The sequence below is a fragment of the Arthrobacter sp. FW306-07-I genome, assembly GCF_021800405.1.
GTDB lineage: Bacteria > Actinomycetota > Actinomycetes > Actinomycetales > Micrococcaceae > Arthrobacter.
This window is the reverse complement of sequence record NZ_CP084550.1, coordinates 3,739,493-3,754,186: the sequence shown is the minus strand read 5'-3', so window position 1 is coordinate 3,754,186 and position 14,694 is coordinate 3,739,493. Positions and strand designations below refer to the sequence as shown.

Annotated in this window: 16 protein-coding genes; 7 read left to right on the top strand and 9 right to left on the bottom strand. The window is 65.3% G+C overall.

Features of this window, described 5'->3' with window-relative positions; genetic code table 11:
• Positions 1-9: 9 nt before the first annotated feature.
• On the bottom strand, positions 10-903 hold the full coding sequence (locus LFT46_RS17450; RefSeq protein ID WP_236799679.1) for a helix-turn-helix transcriptional regulator: 894 nt from the start codon (positions 901-903) through the stop codon (positions 10-12).
• Positions 904-1,043: 140 nt separating this feature from the next.
• On the opposite strand from LFT46_RS17450, the gene LFT46_RS17445 reads away from it, so the two are divergent.
• The gene (locus LFT46_RS17445) at positions 1,044-2,060 is read left to right on the top strand and encodes a zinc-dependent alcohol dehydrogenase family protein (protein ID WP_236820497.1); all 1,017 of its coding nucleotides are present in this window, start codon (positions 1,044-1,046) and stop codon (positions 2,058-2,060) included.
• Between the two features lie 158 nt (positions 2,061-2,218).
• A complete protein-coding gene (locus LFT46_RS17440; protein WP_236799677.1) occupies positions 2,219-3,259 on the top strand; it encodes an NAD(P)-dependent alcohol dehydrogenase in 1,041 nt (346 codons plus the stop codon).
• 99 nt (positions 3,260-3,358) lie between these two features.
• Here the strand turns inward: LFT46_RS17440 and LFT46_RS17435 are convergent, their stop codons facing one another.
• The 5 genes from LFT46_RS17435 to LFT46_RS17415 form a co-directional block, all read right to left on the bottom strand.
• On the bottom strand, positions 3,359-4,396 hold the full coding sequence (locus tag LFT46_RS17435; RefSeq protein WP_236820496.1) for a nitronate monooxygenase: 1,038 nt from the start codon (positions 4,394-4,396) through the stop codon (positions 3,359-3,361).
• An 86-nt stretch (positions 4,397-4,482) separates the two neighbouring features.
• Entirely contained in the window at positions 4,483-4,941 is a 459-nt protein-coding gene (locus tag LFT46_RS17430) for an SRPBCC family protein (protein ID WP_236820495.1), read from the bottom strand.
• A gap of 175 nt (positions 4,942-5,116) precedes the next feature.
• Positions 5,117-5,311 carry a hypothetical protein gene (locus tag LFT46_RS17425; protein WP_142132572.1) on the bottom strand — a complete coding sequence of 65 codons (195 nt, stop codon included), beginning with the start codon at positions 5,309-5,311 and terminating at the stop codon, positions 5,117-5,119.
• A 229-nt stretch (positions 5,312-5,540) separates the two neighbouring features.
• Entirely contained in the window at positions 5,541-6,305 is a 765-nt protein-coding gene (locus LFT46_RS17420; RefSeq protein WP_236820494.1) for a GAF and ANTAR domain-containing protein, read from the bottom strand.
• The gene (locus LFT46_RS17415; RefSeq protein ID WP_236799672.1) at positions 6,302-6,553 is read right to left on the bottom strand and encodes a hypothetical protein; all 252 of its coding nucleotides are present in this window, start codon (positions 6,551-6,553) and stop codon (positions 6,302-6,304) included. The genes LFT46_RS17420 and LFT46_RS17415 overlap by 4 nt, the downstream gene beginning before the upstream one ends.
• Positions 6,554-6,934: 381 nt before the next feature.
• Here LFT46_RS17415 and LFT46_RS17410 point away from each other — a divergent pair, with 381 nt between their 5' ends.
• Positions 6,935-7,669 (top strand): GAF and ANTAR domain-containing protein, encoded by a 735-nt coding sequence (locus tag LFT46_RS17410; protein WP_236820493.1) that lies wholly within the window; start codon positions 6,935-6,937, stop codon positions 7,667-7,669.
• Between the two features lie 54 nt (positions 7,670-7,723).
• On the opposite strand, the gene LFT46_RS17405 is transcribed toward LFT46_RS17410, so the two are convergent.
• On the bottom strand, positions 7,724-8,455 hold the full coding sequence (locus LFT46_RS17405; RefSeq protein ID WP_236820492.1) for a Type 1 glutamine amidotransferase-like domain-containing protein: 732 nt from the start codon (positions 8,453-8,455) through the stop codon (positions 7,724-7,726).
• A 104-nt stretch (positions 8,456-8,559) separates the two neighbouring features.
• On the opposite strand from LFT46_RS17405, the gene LFT46_RS17400 reads away from it, so the two are divergent.
• From LFT46_RS17400 to LFT46_RS17390, 3 genes are all read left to right on the top strand, one after another.
• Complete coding sequence (locus tag LFT46_RS17400) at positions 8,560-8,892, top strand: ArsR/SmtB family transcription factor (protein WP_236820491.1); 333 nt, start codon at positions 8,560-8,562, stop codon at positions 8,890-8,892.
• A 12-nt stretch (positions 8,893-8,904) separates the two neighbouring features.
• A complete protein-coding gene (locus LFT46_RS17395) occupies positions 8,905-9,402 on the top strand; it encodes an SRPBCC family protein (RefSeq protein WP_236799668.1) in 498 nt (165 codons plus the stop codon).
• Between the two features lie 156 nt (positions 9,403-9,558).
• Positions 9,559-10,152, top strand: coding sequence for a J-domain-containing protein (locus LFT46_RS17390; RefSeq protein WP_236820490.1), 594 nt, complete (start codon positions 9,559-9,561; stop codon positions 10,150-10,152).
• Here the strand turns inward: LFT46_RS17390 and LFT46_RS17385 are convergent.
• The gene (locus LFT46_RS17385; protein WP_236820489.1) at positions 10,149-10,742 is read right to left on the bottom strand and encodes a GNAT family N-acetyltransferase; all 594 of its coding nucleotides are present in this window, start codon (positions 10,740-10,742) and stop codon (positions 10,149-10,151) included. The genes LFT46_RS17390 and LFT46_RS17385 overlap by 4 nt on opposite strands.
• A gap of 288 nt (positions 10,743-11,030) precedes the next feature.
• Between LFT46_RS17385 and LFT46_RS17380 the strand changes: the two genes are divergently transcribed.
• Complete coding sequence (locus tag LFT46_RS17380; RefSeq protein WP_236822070.1) at positions 11,031-12,455, top strand: HNH endonuclease; 1,425 nt, start codon at positions 11,031-11,033, stop codon at positions 12,453-12,455.
• Between the two features lie 31 nt (positions 12,456-12,486).
• Here LFT46_RS17380 and LFT46_RS17375 read toward each other — a convergent pair whose 3' ends face one another.
• Positions 12,487-14,664, bottom strand: coding sequence for a transglycosylase domain-containing protein (locus LFT46_RS17375; protein ID WP_236799664.1), 2,178 nt, complete (start codon positions 14,662-14,664; stop codon positions 12,487-12,489).
• Between the last annotated feature and the right edge of the window lie 30 nt (positions 14,665-14,694).

Genomic DNA, 14,694 nt, shown 5'->3' with positions numbered 1-14,694 from the left:
GGCAGGTTCCTAGCTGCCCACCTTTGCCTGCGCCGTTTCCACAATGTTTTCAGTGACCGCCCACGACGCCAGGAGCTTCAGGGCCTCAGCGGACGGGCTTCCGGGTGTGGCCGGATAGACCGTAAGGGTATGTCCGGGGTCCTCTTCCAGCCCCAGGACCTGGTAGTTCAGCTCAAGAAGGCCCACCACGGGGTGCTGGAAGAACTTGGTCCCGGCGTAGTGGCGGCGGACGTTGTGGGCGGCCCACAGGGTGCGGAACTCGTCGCTGCGCATGGACAGCTCCCCAATCAGTTCGGCGATGCCCTTGTCATGCGGGTTGCGGCCGGCCTCGCGGCGGAGGATGGCCACGTTGGTGTTAGCCGCCCGGTCCCAGTCCGTGTAGAAATTGTGGGCGCGCGGATCCAGGAAGATGAACCGGGAGTGGTTGGCCGGCCGGGACGGATTGCGGTACATGTCCGAGTAGAGGGCGTAGCCCAGGGTGTTGGCGGCCACGATGTCCAGCCGGTTGTTGCCGATGAAGGCCGGCGCGTCCGTGATGGCGTCCAGGAGGTACTGCAGCTCCGGCCGAACCTTTGACGGGGACGCGGCACCCGCGCTCGCCGCCCGCTTGCGGCCCGATGTGTTGGCCGCGCGGGCAAGGTCGTAGAGGTGGTCGTGCTCGGCGCGGTCCAGTTCCAGGGCGCCGGCAATGGCATCCAGGACGCTGTCCGAAACACCGCTGAGGTTTCCCCGTTCCAAGCGCGTGTAGTAGTCCACGCTGACACCGGCCAGCCGCGCCACCTCCTCGCGCCGCAGCCCCGGCACCCGCCGCCGGCCACCGTACGGTTCGATGCCTGCCTGCTCCGGGGTGATGCGTCCACGGCGTGAGGACAGGAACTGTCGGACCTCGGCTCGGTTATCCATATGGAACACGTTACGGCGCCCGCGGCGGCGCTAAGGAGGTTCTGCCAGAACCAGTTTCAGCAGGGCCCTCGCAAACGGTTCCCGCGCCGGGTTTGATGGGAGTGTCCGCTTTCAGCCTTTCACCCTTTGGAGGAGCCAGCATGCGCGCAACCATCATGCACGCCCCCGGCGACGTCCGCGTCGAGGACCGGGACAAGCCCGCCATCCAGCAGCCCACGGATGCCGTGATCAAGGTTGTTGCCGCCTGCGTCTGCGGGTCGGACCTGTGGCCCTACCGCGGCGCCGACACCCTGCACGAACCCAGGCCCATGGGCCACGAGTACGTGGGGATCGTCGAAGAGGTGGGCGCGGACGTGAAGAATGTGCAGCCGGGCCAGTTCGTCGTCGGCTCCTTCTTTGCCTCGGACAACACCTGCGAAATCTGCCGCTCCGGCTACCAGAGCGGCTGTGTCCACCGGCAGGGCGTAGGCGGCGCCCAGGCCGAGTACCTGCGCGTCCCGCTGGCGGACGGCACCCTGGTGGCCACCCCGGGAACGCCCGACGCCGGGAAGGTTCCGTCGCTGCTGGCCGCCTCCGATGTGTTGGGAACCGGATGGTTTGCAGCCAAGGCGGCCGAGGCGGGACCCGGCAAGACAGTCGCGGTAGTGGGCGACGGCGCCGTGGGACTTCTGGGCGTCCTCGCGGCGAAGCAGATGGGTGCCGAACGGATCATCGCCATGTCCCGGCACGCGGACCGGCAGGCCCTGGCCCGGGAGTTTGGCGCCACCGACATCGTGGAGGAGCGGGGGGACGCAGGCGTGCAGAAGATCAAGGAGCTCACGGACGGGCTCGGTGCGCACTCCGTCATCGAGGCCGTGGGCACGCAGGAATCGATGATGCAGGCCATCCACGCCACCCGCGCCGGAGGCCACGTGGGGTTCGTGGGAGTATCCCACGATGTGGCGCTGCCCGGCCGGGACCTGTTCTCCTCGCTCGTGCACCTGCACGGCGGCCCCGCTCCCGTCCGGCAGTACCTGCCCGAGCTGATCGACCTGATCCTGGGCGGTGGGATCAACCCTGGAAAGGTGTTCGACCTCGAGCTCCCGCTTGACCGGGCCGCAGAGGGGTACAAGGCCATGGATGAACGCCGCGCCATCAAGGTGCTCCTCCGCCCGTGACAAGTTAGTCCGAATGAAGTCCGCGTCCATCACTTCTGCCAAAGGTAGGACTCAGAAGACCAGGCACAACAGGGCCACCCTTGCCCGCCCATTTCCGGGGTTTGCTCCGAACAACCCCGGTAGCATTTAGAAGTCCCCCAACAGATCACAGGAGAACCATGACTACCGTCAAGGCTTATGCATCCCCGTCCGCCACGGAGGACCTGGTGGCAACCACCATCGAGCGCCGCGAAGTGGGTCCTCACGATGTCCTGATCGACATCAAGTTCGCCGGCATCTGCCACTCGGACATCCACACCGTCCGCGGTGACTGGGGCCCGCAGCAGTACCCCCTGGTCCCCGGCCACGAAATCGCCGGCATCGTCACCGAGGTCGGCTCCGAGGTGACCAAGCACAAGGTAGGCGACCGCGTTGGTGTTGGCTGCATGGTCAACTCTTGCCGGGAGTGCGTCAACTGCCAAAAGGGCGAGGAACAGTACTGCCTCAAGGGCAACGTTGGCACCTACGGCGCCGTTGACCGCGATGGCACCATCACCCAGGGCGGCTACTCCACCCACGTCGTGGTGACCGAGGACTTCGTCGTGACCATCCCCGAGGGCATCGACCTCGACGTCGCCGCACCGCTGCTGTGCGCCGGCATCACCACGTTCTCACCCCTGCGCCACTGGGGTGCCGGCCCCGGCAAGAACGTTGCCGTCGTCGGCCTTGGCGGGCTGGGCCACATGGCCGTCAAGCTCGCCCACGCCATGGGCGCCGAGGTGACGGTCCTGTCGCAGTCCCTGAAGAAGCAGGAAGACGGCCTGAAGCTGGGCGCTGACCACTACTACGCCACCAGCGACGAGAACACCTTCTCCGAGCTCGCCGGCTCCTTCGACCTGATCATCAACACCGTCAGCGCCTCCATTGACATCAGCTCCTACCTTGGCCTGCTGAAGCTCGACGGCGCCCTGGTGAACGTCGGCGCTCCCGCCGAGCCGCTCCCCGTCAACGCCTTCGCATTGATCGGCGGCCGCCGTTCCTTCGCCGGTTCCATGATCGGCGGCATCCGTGAAACCCAGGAGATGCTCAACTTCTGCGCCGAGCACGGCCTGGGCGCTGAGATCGAGGTCATCCCGGCCGAAAAGATCAACGAAGCCTACGAGCGCGTCCTTGCCTCGGACGTCCGGTACCGGTTCGTGATCGACACCGCCACCCTCTAAGGCACCACGCACGCATGGCGGGCCGGCTCCCAAAAGGGGCGGGCCCGCCGTCGTGCTTTAAGGAGCGGACGACGGCGGGCCAAGCCTTTCGGCAGGGGCTTACGGCGCGAGGCTCTTCAGGATTGACGCCGCCGCGCCCTCCACGACGTTCCGGTAATTGATGCCGGCCCACAGATTCAGCCAGTCCGGTTCCCCTGCCGCCGCAGCCGCGGCGCGCAGGGGAGTGGTGAGGTGGTGGATCTCGGGATAGCCGTAAGGGGCGTCGCCATCATGGCGGCGCATGAACTCGTTGTGCAGGCCCCTGGCGTTGCGGCCGGAGAAGACCCGGGTGACGGCCGTGGTGGTGAAACGGTGCGACGACGTCAATGCGGCCCGGTGGGTGGCCTTGGTTCCGGCTTCGTCCGCGCAGAGGAAAGCGGTGCCGGCCTGGACCGCCGCGGCACCGACGGCGAGTGCGGCACGGGTGTGCTCCGCAGTGGCGATGCCGCCGGCGGCAATGAGCGGCACCTCAAGGTCGGACAGCTCGCCCAGGATCCCGTGCAGGGGCACCAGCGGGGGAGGCGCGTCGGCCTTGAAGGTGCCACGGTGGCCGCCGGCCTCGGGGCCCTGCACACACAAGGCGTCGGCGCCTGCCGCCAGCGCCCGAAGCGCCTCTTCACGGCCCGTGACCGTGGCTATCACGTACATCCCGCGCTTCCGGAGTTCCTCCACCACACTGGATTCGGGGAAATCGAAAGTGAATGAGACCACGGCCGGTGCGAGCTCCAGGAGTACTTGGAGCTTTTGGTCCCAGTCGTCATCGTCGTGCTTGGGCTCTCCCAGGCTGACACCAAACCGCTCAGCGTCAGCCGCCAGCGAATCGGCGTACTGCTGCAGGGCTTCGGGGCTGATGACCGAGGGCTGGGGGACAAAGAGGTTGACACCGAAAGGGTGCGTTGTGATCGACCTGACTGCTTCGATCTCTGCACGCATGGCGGCGGCACTCTTGTAGCCCGCCCCAAGGAAGCCGAGCCCGCCCGCGGAACTCACCGCAGCCGCCAATTGGGGTGTGGAGGGTCCGCCGGCCATCGGGGCCTGGACGACGGGCAGCGCCAATGACTTGAGACTGAACCTTTGGCCGTGGTGCTGCGTGTCCATCTGCCCTCCCCGTCGTCTGCGCGTACCTGACGAATGCTACGCCGGTACGCGCTTTCGTTCGATGTGGCAGGGGCCTGTCGCCACGATCAGCTTTGGCCGGCTTCGACCAGGAGCTTGAGGTTCTCGAGGGTCTGTTGGCGCGCCCGCTCCTGCATGCGCTCGATGATCAGTTCATCAGCGAACTTCCCCACGGCGCTGCCCGGAACGTTGTAGTCGAACTCTGCGGTCACCATGGTGGTCCCGTTTCCGTCCGGGGTGTAGTCCCATGTTTGCCAGCCCTTGAGCGGGCCATCGAACTCCAGCCGCAGTCGCTGTCCACCGTTCGGAGTCTGCTCCCTGCCGGTCACGCGGGTGGTCACGTGAAACGGGACAGCCGCCATCAGGTACTTGTGCTCGACGACGGTTCCCACACCGCCGTCGCCCTCAATCTTCTCCGCCTCACCGAGGTTGACCCACCACGACGCCCAGTGCTTCGGGTCCGACGCAACCTCGACGACGCGGTCCACCGATGCGTTGATCGGCGTGCTCACCTTGATATGGCCCATGGGAATCTCCTCGTGCTCGCGGCCGGATAGTTGGTGATGAGCAGACGCTATCGGCAGCCTGCCGGGCCAAACAGGGGCCAAAGCCCCGATGGGGCCCTTGGGCGCGGGCAGCAAAAAGGACGCGGACGACGGCGGGTGGGTCCCGCCGTCGTCCGCGTCCTCTGTTTGGGGCTGCTTACAGCGCCAGTGCCGGCTCGTCGCCGCGCACGCTCAGCGTGAAGGTGTTCGGTCCGCTGCAGTGGACTGCAATGCGGCACGTGGTGGTGTTGTGACGGGAAGAGAGGTCGGAGACCGCGGAATCAAGGGTCTCGTGGAGCGACGCCCGGTCCCAGATCTTAAGCGTCACGGATTCGGCAGTGTTAAACGTCATTGTTCAGTACTTTCCTGTGTCTAGCCGGTTGTCTGCCGGCGGTGGCCTGTCCGCGCTCGGAGGGTCGGTGGCCTGTGCTCACCGGTGGGCCTCGTTGCGTCACCAGGATGTCAAGGGCGGATGGTTCCCGCCCTGCCCATCCATAGTGCCCATGCCGAAAGGCGAGACTCAACCGGATGGCACAGTTATTGCGAGTGTTTCTCATCACGTGTGAGCCGCGCCACAGCTTCTATTCCTCGAAGTGGGTGGTGATGCGTTCTTCCCCCGAGATGGAAGCGATGACCATCGCGGCAACGTCGCGGAGCTTGACGTTCCTGGTGCTCGAGGCCCTGGTCAGGATGTTGAAGGCCGTGTCCCGGTCGCATCGGTTCTCGGCCATGATGGCGCCCACTGCCACGTCGATCACGGTGCGGGACTGCATGGCCGCTGCAAGGTCATTCCTCGCATCACTGAGCTGGGTGATCCGCAAAATCAGCCGCAACGAACTCGCCGCCTGGCCGGCAAATGACTCCACAAGGGCGATGTCCTGCGATGAGAACCCGTTGCTGCGGCCTGAGTACAGATTGAGCACCGACTCGGCGTCCCCGGCCAGGTCCAGGGGAACGGCAAGGATGGAGTACACGCCGTGCTGCATCGCAGTCCGTACATAGGGACCCCAACGGGTTTCGGCGGCCAGGTCCGGCACAAGGAGCGTGGTCTTGTGCCGGAGCGCGGTGAGGCACGGCCCCTCGCCAAACCCGTTTTGCAGCTCATCGAGGGCCTTGGCTGCAGCATCACTGGAAGCTACTGCCTCCGGCTTCTTGCGCCGGAGGACGGTGACCCCGCTGTGGATGGTGTTGCCCGGGGCGGACAGTCGCGCCGAAGCCAGGATGGCCAGTTCCCCGAGGAAGCCCTTGATGCTGGGGTTTTCCAGGACCAGCCGCTGCAGCGAAACTTCCGGTTCAGCTGCGGCCAAGCCATCAGTTTCCCGGAAGGGACCCTCGTCGGCGCTCATTCGTCCTCATTTGCGCTTAATTCCGTCATGGCCGTGGTGATCAGTCCCACCTGGGCAGCCGGGAGGTGCAGCGCCTCATTGAGGTACGCATCCAGTGACATCTCGTCGGCATCTCCGCCGAGGCCGAAATAGTACGTCCACAGCTTGACCAGGGGGACCTCACCCTGGTGGAAACGCTGTGCCACTGCCCGGCGCTGTTCGTCTGCTTCCAGCAGGTTGTCCGGGCCGCCGGTCCAGTCGGCGTTCATGGCCGGCCTCCGTTTGCTGAAGCGGCCACTGGCACCACCTTTGGCGGGGCCTGGCGCAGCGGGGCGCCGCAGCGGATAAAGGAATCTTGGGGCAGAAGCTCCGGGAACCCCTCACGGACTCCTGGTGGATGGTAGCTGGCCATAAGGCCTCAATCCCTGATTACGCCTGAAGGTTTAGGCCCCGGCTGGCGGCCGCCGCTCTTGGCACGGACGGCCCGTACATTCAACCCCTGGACCTGCGCGCAATCCCGAAATCTCCTACCTTTGACACTACGCGCCTTGGCGGATTTCTGATACAGGAACTTATTCGCCTCCGGTTCACCTCCGGTTCGCCCGGCCGGAGCACGCCCGTGGCCGCTTGAACTCAAGTAAGCTGGGCGAATGTTGAGTTCATCGGACCACGAATCTGTACAGGTACTTCAAAGTATTCTGGTGGGCTCAGAGAACGGGGTCGAGTTCCTTTCGGGACTGTCCAGCCTTGCCGCTGCTGCGGTGTCTGAAGCTGCCGGGGACACGATTGAGTGCGCTGTCACGCTGAAAATGCGACGTAAGCCTGCAACCGCTGCCGGCAGTAGCGCGCGGGCTATCGAGATTGACCATATCGAGCAGGAGTTGGGCGACGGCCCCTGCGTCCGGGCGCTCAGGGAGATGGCCCCGGTAATCATCGATGACGTGGACAGGGATCCGCGCTGGCTACCGCTGAACCAGAAGCTGGCTGAGTACAATGTGCACAGTACTTTGGGTGTGCCGCTGGAGATCACCGACGATGCCAGAGCTGCGTTGAACTTCTTCGCCACAAAACCGGGGGTGTTCACAGCTGACGTGTACGACAAAGCAGTTGGCTTCGCCGCTGCCGCCCACAACACCCTGAACCTTTCCGTTCGAATCAACAACGCGCAGAGCAGGGCGGACGACCTCGAAGCGGCAATGCAAAGCCGCACCGCCATCAACCTGGCCTGCGGGGTGATCATGGCGCAGAACCGGTGTTCACAGGAAGAAGCGATGGAAATCCTCACCAAGGTCTCCAGCAACCGCAACAGGAAGCTCCGGGATGTGGCCAGCGAGCTGATCGAGCAGTTGTCAGGAAGCAGCGCCAGGACGCACTTCGACGGATAACCCGGCTGCACCGGGAATTAGCCCCGGGCCGTCGCTTCAACCGGGCCAGTCAGCTCAGTCGCCTTTCAGCACGGAGACCGAAGTGGCCGCGCCGCCGGTGCCCCGGATGTCCCAGCAGTTTCCGGCACCAATGACCTTGTAGTCGACGTCGCCCGCTGATTCCACCACCACTGCTGTGTTCTCGTCGATGGCCACTGCCCGCTCCGCCAGTCCGGCTGCCACGGCACCAAGTGCCCGGCTCAGCGTACCGGCCTGGGCGGCGTGGACATCCACTGTGAACGGGACCAGCCCCAGGCCCTTGCGGAGATCCACGGAATCCAGGCCTTCTGAACACTCCTCCCCGCAGACCTCTACCCCATCGATCCGGTATCCGCCGATCAGTGCCAGGCGCGGTGCCATCATCGCCCCGGCGGAAAAACCCAGGTAGGGCACGCCGGCAGTGACGAGGTTGGGAATGGCGCTGGCCGCGGGGTGGAGCCATTCCCAGTAGCCGGGCGTCAGCCCGCCACCCACCACCACGCCGTCGACTCCATCAAATGTGGCCGGATCCGCAGGCTTGCCCGGCGCCAGCGGTACAACAACGATCCGGCAGTCGATCCGGCCCTGCAGGGGTTCCGCGTAAGCTGCCACGAGGTCCTGCAGGTTGACCCCCGTGCCATGCACGGCGACGGCGACATGGGCGGGCCGGCGCTGCCCGGCGTGCTGCCGGACTTCAGCTGCAAACGCGTCGAAGACGTCCGGAAAGGCATCCGGATCCGGGCCCCCTCCGGCGAGGAAGATGGTCATGCGGCCCAAGATACCGTGACTGGCTGGCGTCCTCCCGACAGCGGGGCATGTCCGCGCAGAAAACCCATTGACGCCAGTGAGCGGGCGGACTAATCTACAACAAAATGGTTGTAGATCAGCTCCGTGAGACCGAAGTGGATCGCCTCTTCCAGGCGTTCGCGGATTCCACCCGCCGGGACATTGTCCGCCGGGTCACCGTCGGCGAGTACTCCATCTCCGGCCTGGCAGCCCTCTACGCCATGAGTTTTGCCGCCGTACAGAAGCATGTGGCGGTGTTGGAGCGCGCATCCCTGGTCAGCAAGGAAAAGCGCGGAAGGGAGCAGATCGTGCGGGGCAATCATGAAGGACTGCAAAAGGCCCGGCGGCTGCTCGACGAATATGAACAGGTCTGGCGGCAGCGCGCCGCCAAGATGGCAGACATTCTCGCTGAAGGTTAGGACGGCATTGCCATGACAGTCATCAGTACGGAAAAAAATCCTGAGGCCCTGAGCCTTACCGTTGTCGCCGAGTTTGACGCCGGAGTCGAACGCGTCTGGCAGCTCTGGGAAGACCCCCGCCAGCTTGAGCGGTGGTGGGGACCGCCCACCTATCCGGCAACCTTCTACCTGCATGATTTCGTGCCGGGCGGCAAGGCCAAGTACTACATGACAGGGCCTGAAGGGGATAAGGCGCACGGCTGGTGGGAGTTCACCAGCATCGAGTCACCGCGCAGGCTGCAGTTCGACGACGGGTTCGCGGACAATGACGGCAATCCCACCGGGGAATACGGCACTGCCCACGCCACGGTGACGCTGGAAACAGTGGGGGAGCGGACGCGCATGACCATCCTGTCCACTTTCGAATCCGAGGAACAGCTGGAGCAGATGGTGCAGATGGGTATGGAAGAAGGCATGAAGCAGGCAGTCGGACAGATTGACAGCATCCTCGCCGAGCACGCCAACGCCTGACTGCACAGCATCAACCAGGAACCTTTCCACGGCGCCAGGTGGAGCGGACGACGGCGGCACGTCCCGCCGTCGTCCGCTCACCCTGGGCGTTGAACGTGCAAGCTGCCCGCTGAATACTGGAAGGTGGGGATTGAGCGAGGGAAGGCGGCGACAGCGATGAGCGGCGGCGCAGGGAATTTCCGGAAGCGGCTGGAGCGGGCGTCGGAGCTGCGTTCATACCGCGGCGCCGGCATCAGTGCCGAGGAAGAAACAGCGCTGGATGCCCTCGACGCGCAGGAGCGGGAGAAGCGCAGGAAGGTCAGCGACGCGGCCCGCGCCGAATACCTGGTCCGGGACGCCATGGCGCAGGGCAAGTTCGACAACCTCAAGTACGCGGGCAAGCCGATTCCAGGCCTGGGCGAAAGCTATGACCCCGACTGGTGGGTCAAGGGATTGATCCAGCGCGAGAACATCAGCGGCCTGGGCCCGGCCGCCATCCTGCTCCGCACCGAGGACGCGGAACTGGATGCAAAGCTGGACGTCCAGTACACGGAGCAGCAGGTCCGGGACGTTCTGCAGGACTTCAACCGCCGGGTAATCGACGCCCGCCGCCAGCTGCAGGGCGGGCCGCCGGTGATCACCAAGACCCGCGACGTCGAGGAGGAAGTGCAGCGCTGGCGTGGCAGGCGGGCCGCGCGCGTTGAGGACGCTCCCGCCGAGCCCGAGCCCGAGCGGTCCTGGTGGAAGCGGCTCTGGAAGGGAACCGGCTAGGAGCCCGGGTTCATGCCCTCAAAAAGCTCGCATACGGCGTTATAGTACTTGTCCGTCTGCCCCCGGTGGCTCAGCCCGATCCTGGTGCACACCCGCTGCGAGGCTGCATTCGCGGGGTTGGTGACCGCAACAACCCGTGGCAGGCCGCGCGCGAAGGCGTGGTCGAGGACCACACGGGCGGCCTCGGTAGCGTAGCCCTTTCCCCAGTGGTCCGGGTGAAAATGCCATCCGATCTCCGTGTCGCCCGAGGGCCGGAGCGGCAATTCGCTACCCGACGCCGGAATGGACTTGAGGAGCAACGTTCCGGCGAGCTGGGGCTTTGCGGACCCGGGCTGGGAGGGCTCCGGTCGGGCGAGCCCGGGATGGGTCTTGAGCTCGACAGCCCAGATCCCGTGGACGGGGTGGTCAAGTGCGCGCCATTTCCCTATAAGTTCCACAGCCTCGCCCATGCCCACCATGACGCGGGGCTGTTTGCCAATGAAGCGCTGCACTTCCCAGCGCGAGTATAGGTCAAGCACGAATTCCGCGTCGTCCGTATGCCAGGGGCGCAGAATGAGCCGCTCAGTCTCCAGGATCGTCACGCCACCCATCGTGCCAGAGTAATCGGAACGGCTGACTTTGCGTTTTCCACATAGGGGTTTTGGGTGGCTGTCGATGTCACACCTTGGTGGAAGACTTTGGTTATGGAGGCGGTTGTGGGGACGGCGGGAGTATTGGAGGCAGAGCCTCGGGGGCTGTTTGCTGCTGATGGGCGTCAGTTCCAGTTCGCTTTTCCAAGCGTCATTAATGTGACGGAGTCATCACCTCCGTTGTCTGCGGTATTTTCCGCTGCTGATGCGCGTCGGTTCGCGCCTGCTGTTCAACCCGCCGCCCCTTCCATGGGTGATGTCCTGAGCCTGTTGGCCCGCGTCCCGGTCCCTGCTGATGGTGCGGGCATGATTGACCAGCTGCGCGGGTTGGAGGATCTGAAGTGCCTGGCGGGTGCGCGGCAGGCCGAGGTTGCTGTGGCGTTTGATCGTCAGCAGCGGCAGGTGCAGGCTGCCGCCGGGGTCCCGGCCGGTGAGCAGGGTGCCGGGGTGGCGGCGCAGATCGCGCTGGCCCGGCGGGAGTCGCCGGCGAAGGGTGCCCGGCTGCTGGGCATGGCCAAAACGCTCACCGGCATGCCGCACACCTCCGCCGCCTTCAGGAGAGGGCTGCTCAATGAGTGGCGGGTCACGCTGGTGGTGAAGGAAATCATTTGCCTCTCCCCGGAGGACCGGGCCGGGGTGGATGAGGAACTCGCCGCCGACGCCGGCGCCCTGGATGGCATGGGCGACAAGGCCATCATCGCCGCCGTCCGCGCCGCTGCCTGCCGGCGGGATCCGGCCTCGGTCGCGAGGCGTGCTGCACACGCGGTCACGGAACGCAGCGTGAGCCTGCGCCCGGCCCCGGACACCATGACGTACCTGACCGCCCTGCTCCCCGTCTCACAGGGGGTGGCCGCCTACGCGGCACTGGCCCGGGATGCCGACACGCTGCGTTCGGCCGGGGATGAGAGGTCGCGGGGGCAGGTCATGGCAGACACCCTCGTCGAGAGGGTCACCGGGATCCCGGGCGGGATCAGCGGCGTGGAGGTCCAGCTCGTCATGACAGACCGCACCCTCCTCCAAGCCGATGCCGAACCCGCACGGCTGCCCGGTTATGGCATCATCCCGGCGGCATGGGCAAGGGAACTCGCCCTCGCTGGTTCGTCAATGCGAATGCCGGTAACAGCCCCCGGCCCCGGCAACCTTGGTTCTCCGGCCACCCCTGAAGCCGCTGGCGAGGCCACCGTGGACGCGTCCGGCCGTCACAACCTGAATCTCTGGGTCCGCCGGCTCTACACCGCCCCCGGCACAGGTGAATTGGTGGCGATGGACTCCAAAGCCCGGTTGTTCCCGGCGGGTTTGAAGCGTTTCCTCCAGGTCCGGGACGATACGTGCCGGACCCCGTACTGCGACGCCCCGATCAGGCACCACGACCACATCAGGCCTTGGCACAGCGGCGGCCCCACCACCACCGGCAACGGCCAGGGGCTCTGCGAAGCCTGCAACCACGCCAAAGAAACACGCGGCTGGACCACCAAACCAGTCCCCGGCCCTCGCCACACCGTGGCAACCTCCACTCCAACAGGCCACACGTACCACTCCACCGCACCGCCACTCCCCGGAACCCCGCCCAGCGCAACCTGTGGTCCACCGGGCACGACCGCCGTCGTGCCTTCCAGATCAACGGCAGCTGACTGCGCCCCTCCAAAGCGGTGGCCAGTGCCTCGCCGACAGTGAGGAACGGCAGCACTGAGGGGCGCGTCCCAACCTATGGCTTGTAATTCGGGTTCGGACCGATCATCGAAGGGGAAGGTGGTGCGAACGGGCCTGCCGGATAGAGCGGTGCCACCTTGAGCATGTAGTTGGCCCACTGCGGGCCCGCAATCATGTAGCCGTCCAGGCGCGGGTAGAAGGTGCCGTTGATGGTCACGTTCTGGCCTGCACGTTTCTGTCCTTCCAGTGCATCGCCGAAGAAGGAAGCGGTCACCAGGCCGGTGGTGTATCCCACCACCCACGTGGACCCGTTGTTGTTGGAGGTACCGGTCTTGGCAGCGGTGGGAAGCTTGTCCTGCACTTTGGGGTTGATCCAGACGCCTGAGCCCTTCTTCAAAACGTCCTGCAGAACAGAGTTGACCCCGCGGGCCACATCCGGTTTGACGGCGTCGTGGCAATCCGGGGCTTGGGCAGGCAGTTTGGCACCAGCGGCATCCTTAATCTCAACCAGTGCCATGGTGGCGCAGAACCGGCCGTCCGTGGCGAAGGTGGCAAAGGCGTTGGCCAGGGTCAGGGGAGCGACGCCTGTGCCGCCGAGCAGATTGCCCAGCTGGTGCATGTTGACGGGGGAACTATCCAGGCCGCTGTGCAGGCCAACCGCATCCACCATCTTCTGGATGCCGCAGAAATCCAGCTGGGAAGCTGAGGCGAAGGTGGCGGTGTTGATCGAGTTGTAGAGGCCGTAGTTCACGGGCATGGGCCGGTAAAACCCGTCTTCGGCATTTTGCAGGTCATCGGCCGCGCCAAGGGCCGGGTTCGCCTGGGCCGTGCTGTAGGCCCCAAGCACCTTTCCGCAGCTGTCCCTCCAAGGGAACCCAAGTGGATAAACCCGGCGTGAAGCGTCCACTTCGGCCGTGAGCGTCTTGCCCTCGTTCAGCCACTCGGCGAACGTGAAGGGCTTCATGGTGGATCCCGGCTGGAACCCCCCGGCACCATTCAGGTCGTTCCCCTGCGCGTCCCGGGCATCCACATTGAAGTTGAGGTTGGTATCGAACTTGCCGGGCTGGGGAAGGAACACCGTGTTTTGGGCCATGGCCAGGATCTTGCCGCTGCCGGGTTGGATGCTCACCAGCGACGCTGCCCAGTGGTCCGGGTTAGCCCCCGCGGTCCCGTCCACCTGGGCCTGGGCGGCAGCCTGGAGCCGGCTGTCCAGGGTAGTGACGATGGTCAGGCCGCCCCGGAAGAGCCGCCGCTCACGTTCAGCTTCCGTTGGGCCATAAGCGGGATTGTTCAGGATCAGGTGGGAGATGTAGTCGCAGAAGTACGGGGCCATGGTGGCATTGGCACAGCCCTGCTGTTGGGGGCTGATCTTCAGCTGGATGGGCGTGGCCACGGCTTCATCGTGCTGGGTCCGGGAGATCTTCCCCAGCCGCAGCATCTCGTCCAGGACCTGGTTCCGCCGCACGATCGACTTGGCCGGGTTGGTGGCCGGGTTGTAGAGGGTGGGGCTGTTGACCACCCCGGCCAGCAGGGCTGCCTGGGGGAGGGTGAGGTCCTTCGCAGTGGTGCTGAAGAGGCGGCGGGCTGCGGCTTCGATGCCGTACGCGTTGTTGCTGAAGAACACGATGTTGAGGTAGCCCTCAAGGATCTGGTCCTTGGAGTATTTCTTTTCCAAGGTGATGGCAAGCTTCATTTCCCGCAGCTTGTCGCCGAGGTTCTTTTGCCCGTTCAGGACCACCGCGTCCGGCCGGTCCTGGGAGAGTTGCGCCTCATTAAGGACATTGGTCACGTACTGCTGGGTGATGGTGGATGCGCCCTGCTCGCCGCCTCTGGTCAGGTTGGAAACCAGCGCCCGCAGTATCCCCTGCGGATCCACGCCGGCGTGCTCATAGAACCGGCTGTCCTCGATCGCGATGATGCCGTCCTTGATGAAGGGTGACATCTGGTCCAGCGGCACCTGCACCCGGTTTTCGGCGTAGAACGTGGCAATTTGCTGCCCGTCGGCAGTCAGGACCTTCGTGGCCTGCGACGGCGGCTGCACTGTGAGGTCCGACGGCAGCTTTTCGAAGAAGTCTATGGAGGAACTGACCCCCATCCCCGCGGCGGCGACGGCAGGGACCACCAGACTTGCCACCAGGACGCCGCACATAACACTTGCGGCCAGGAACCCCAGGATCCTACCCATTGTGGCGTTCAAACCGCGCCTGCGCCTAGGCTTCCGCTGCTTCGCCATTCCCCTGCCCTCGCCCTCGAAGGTGGGACC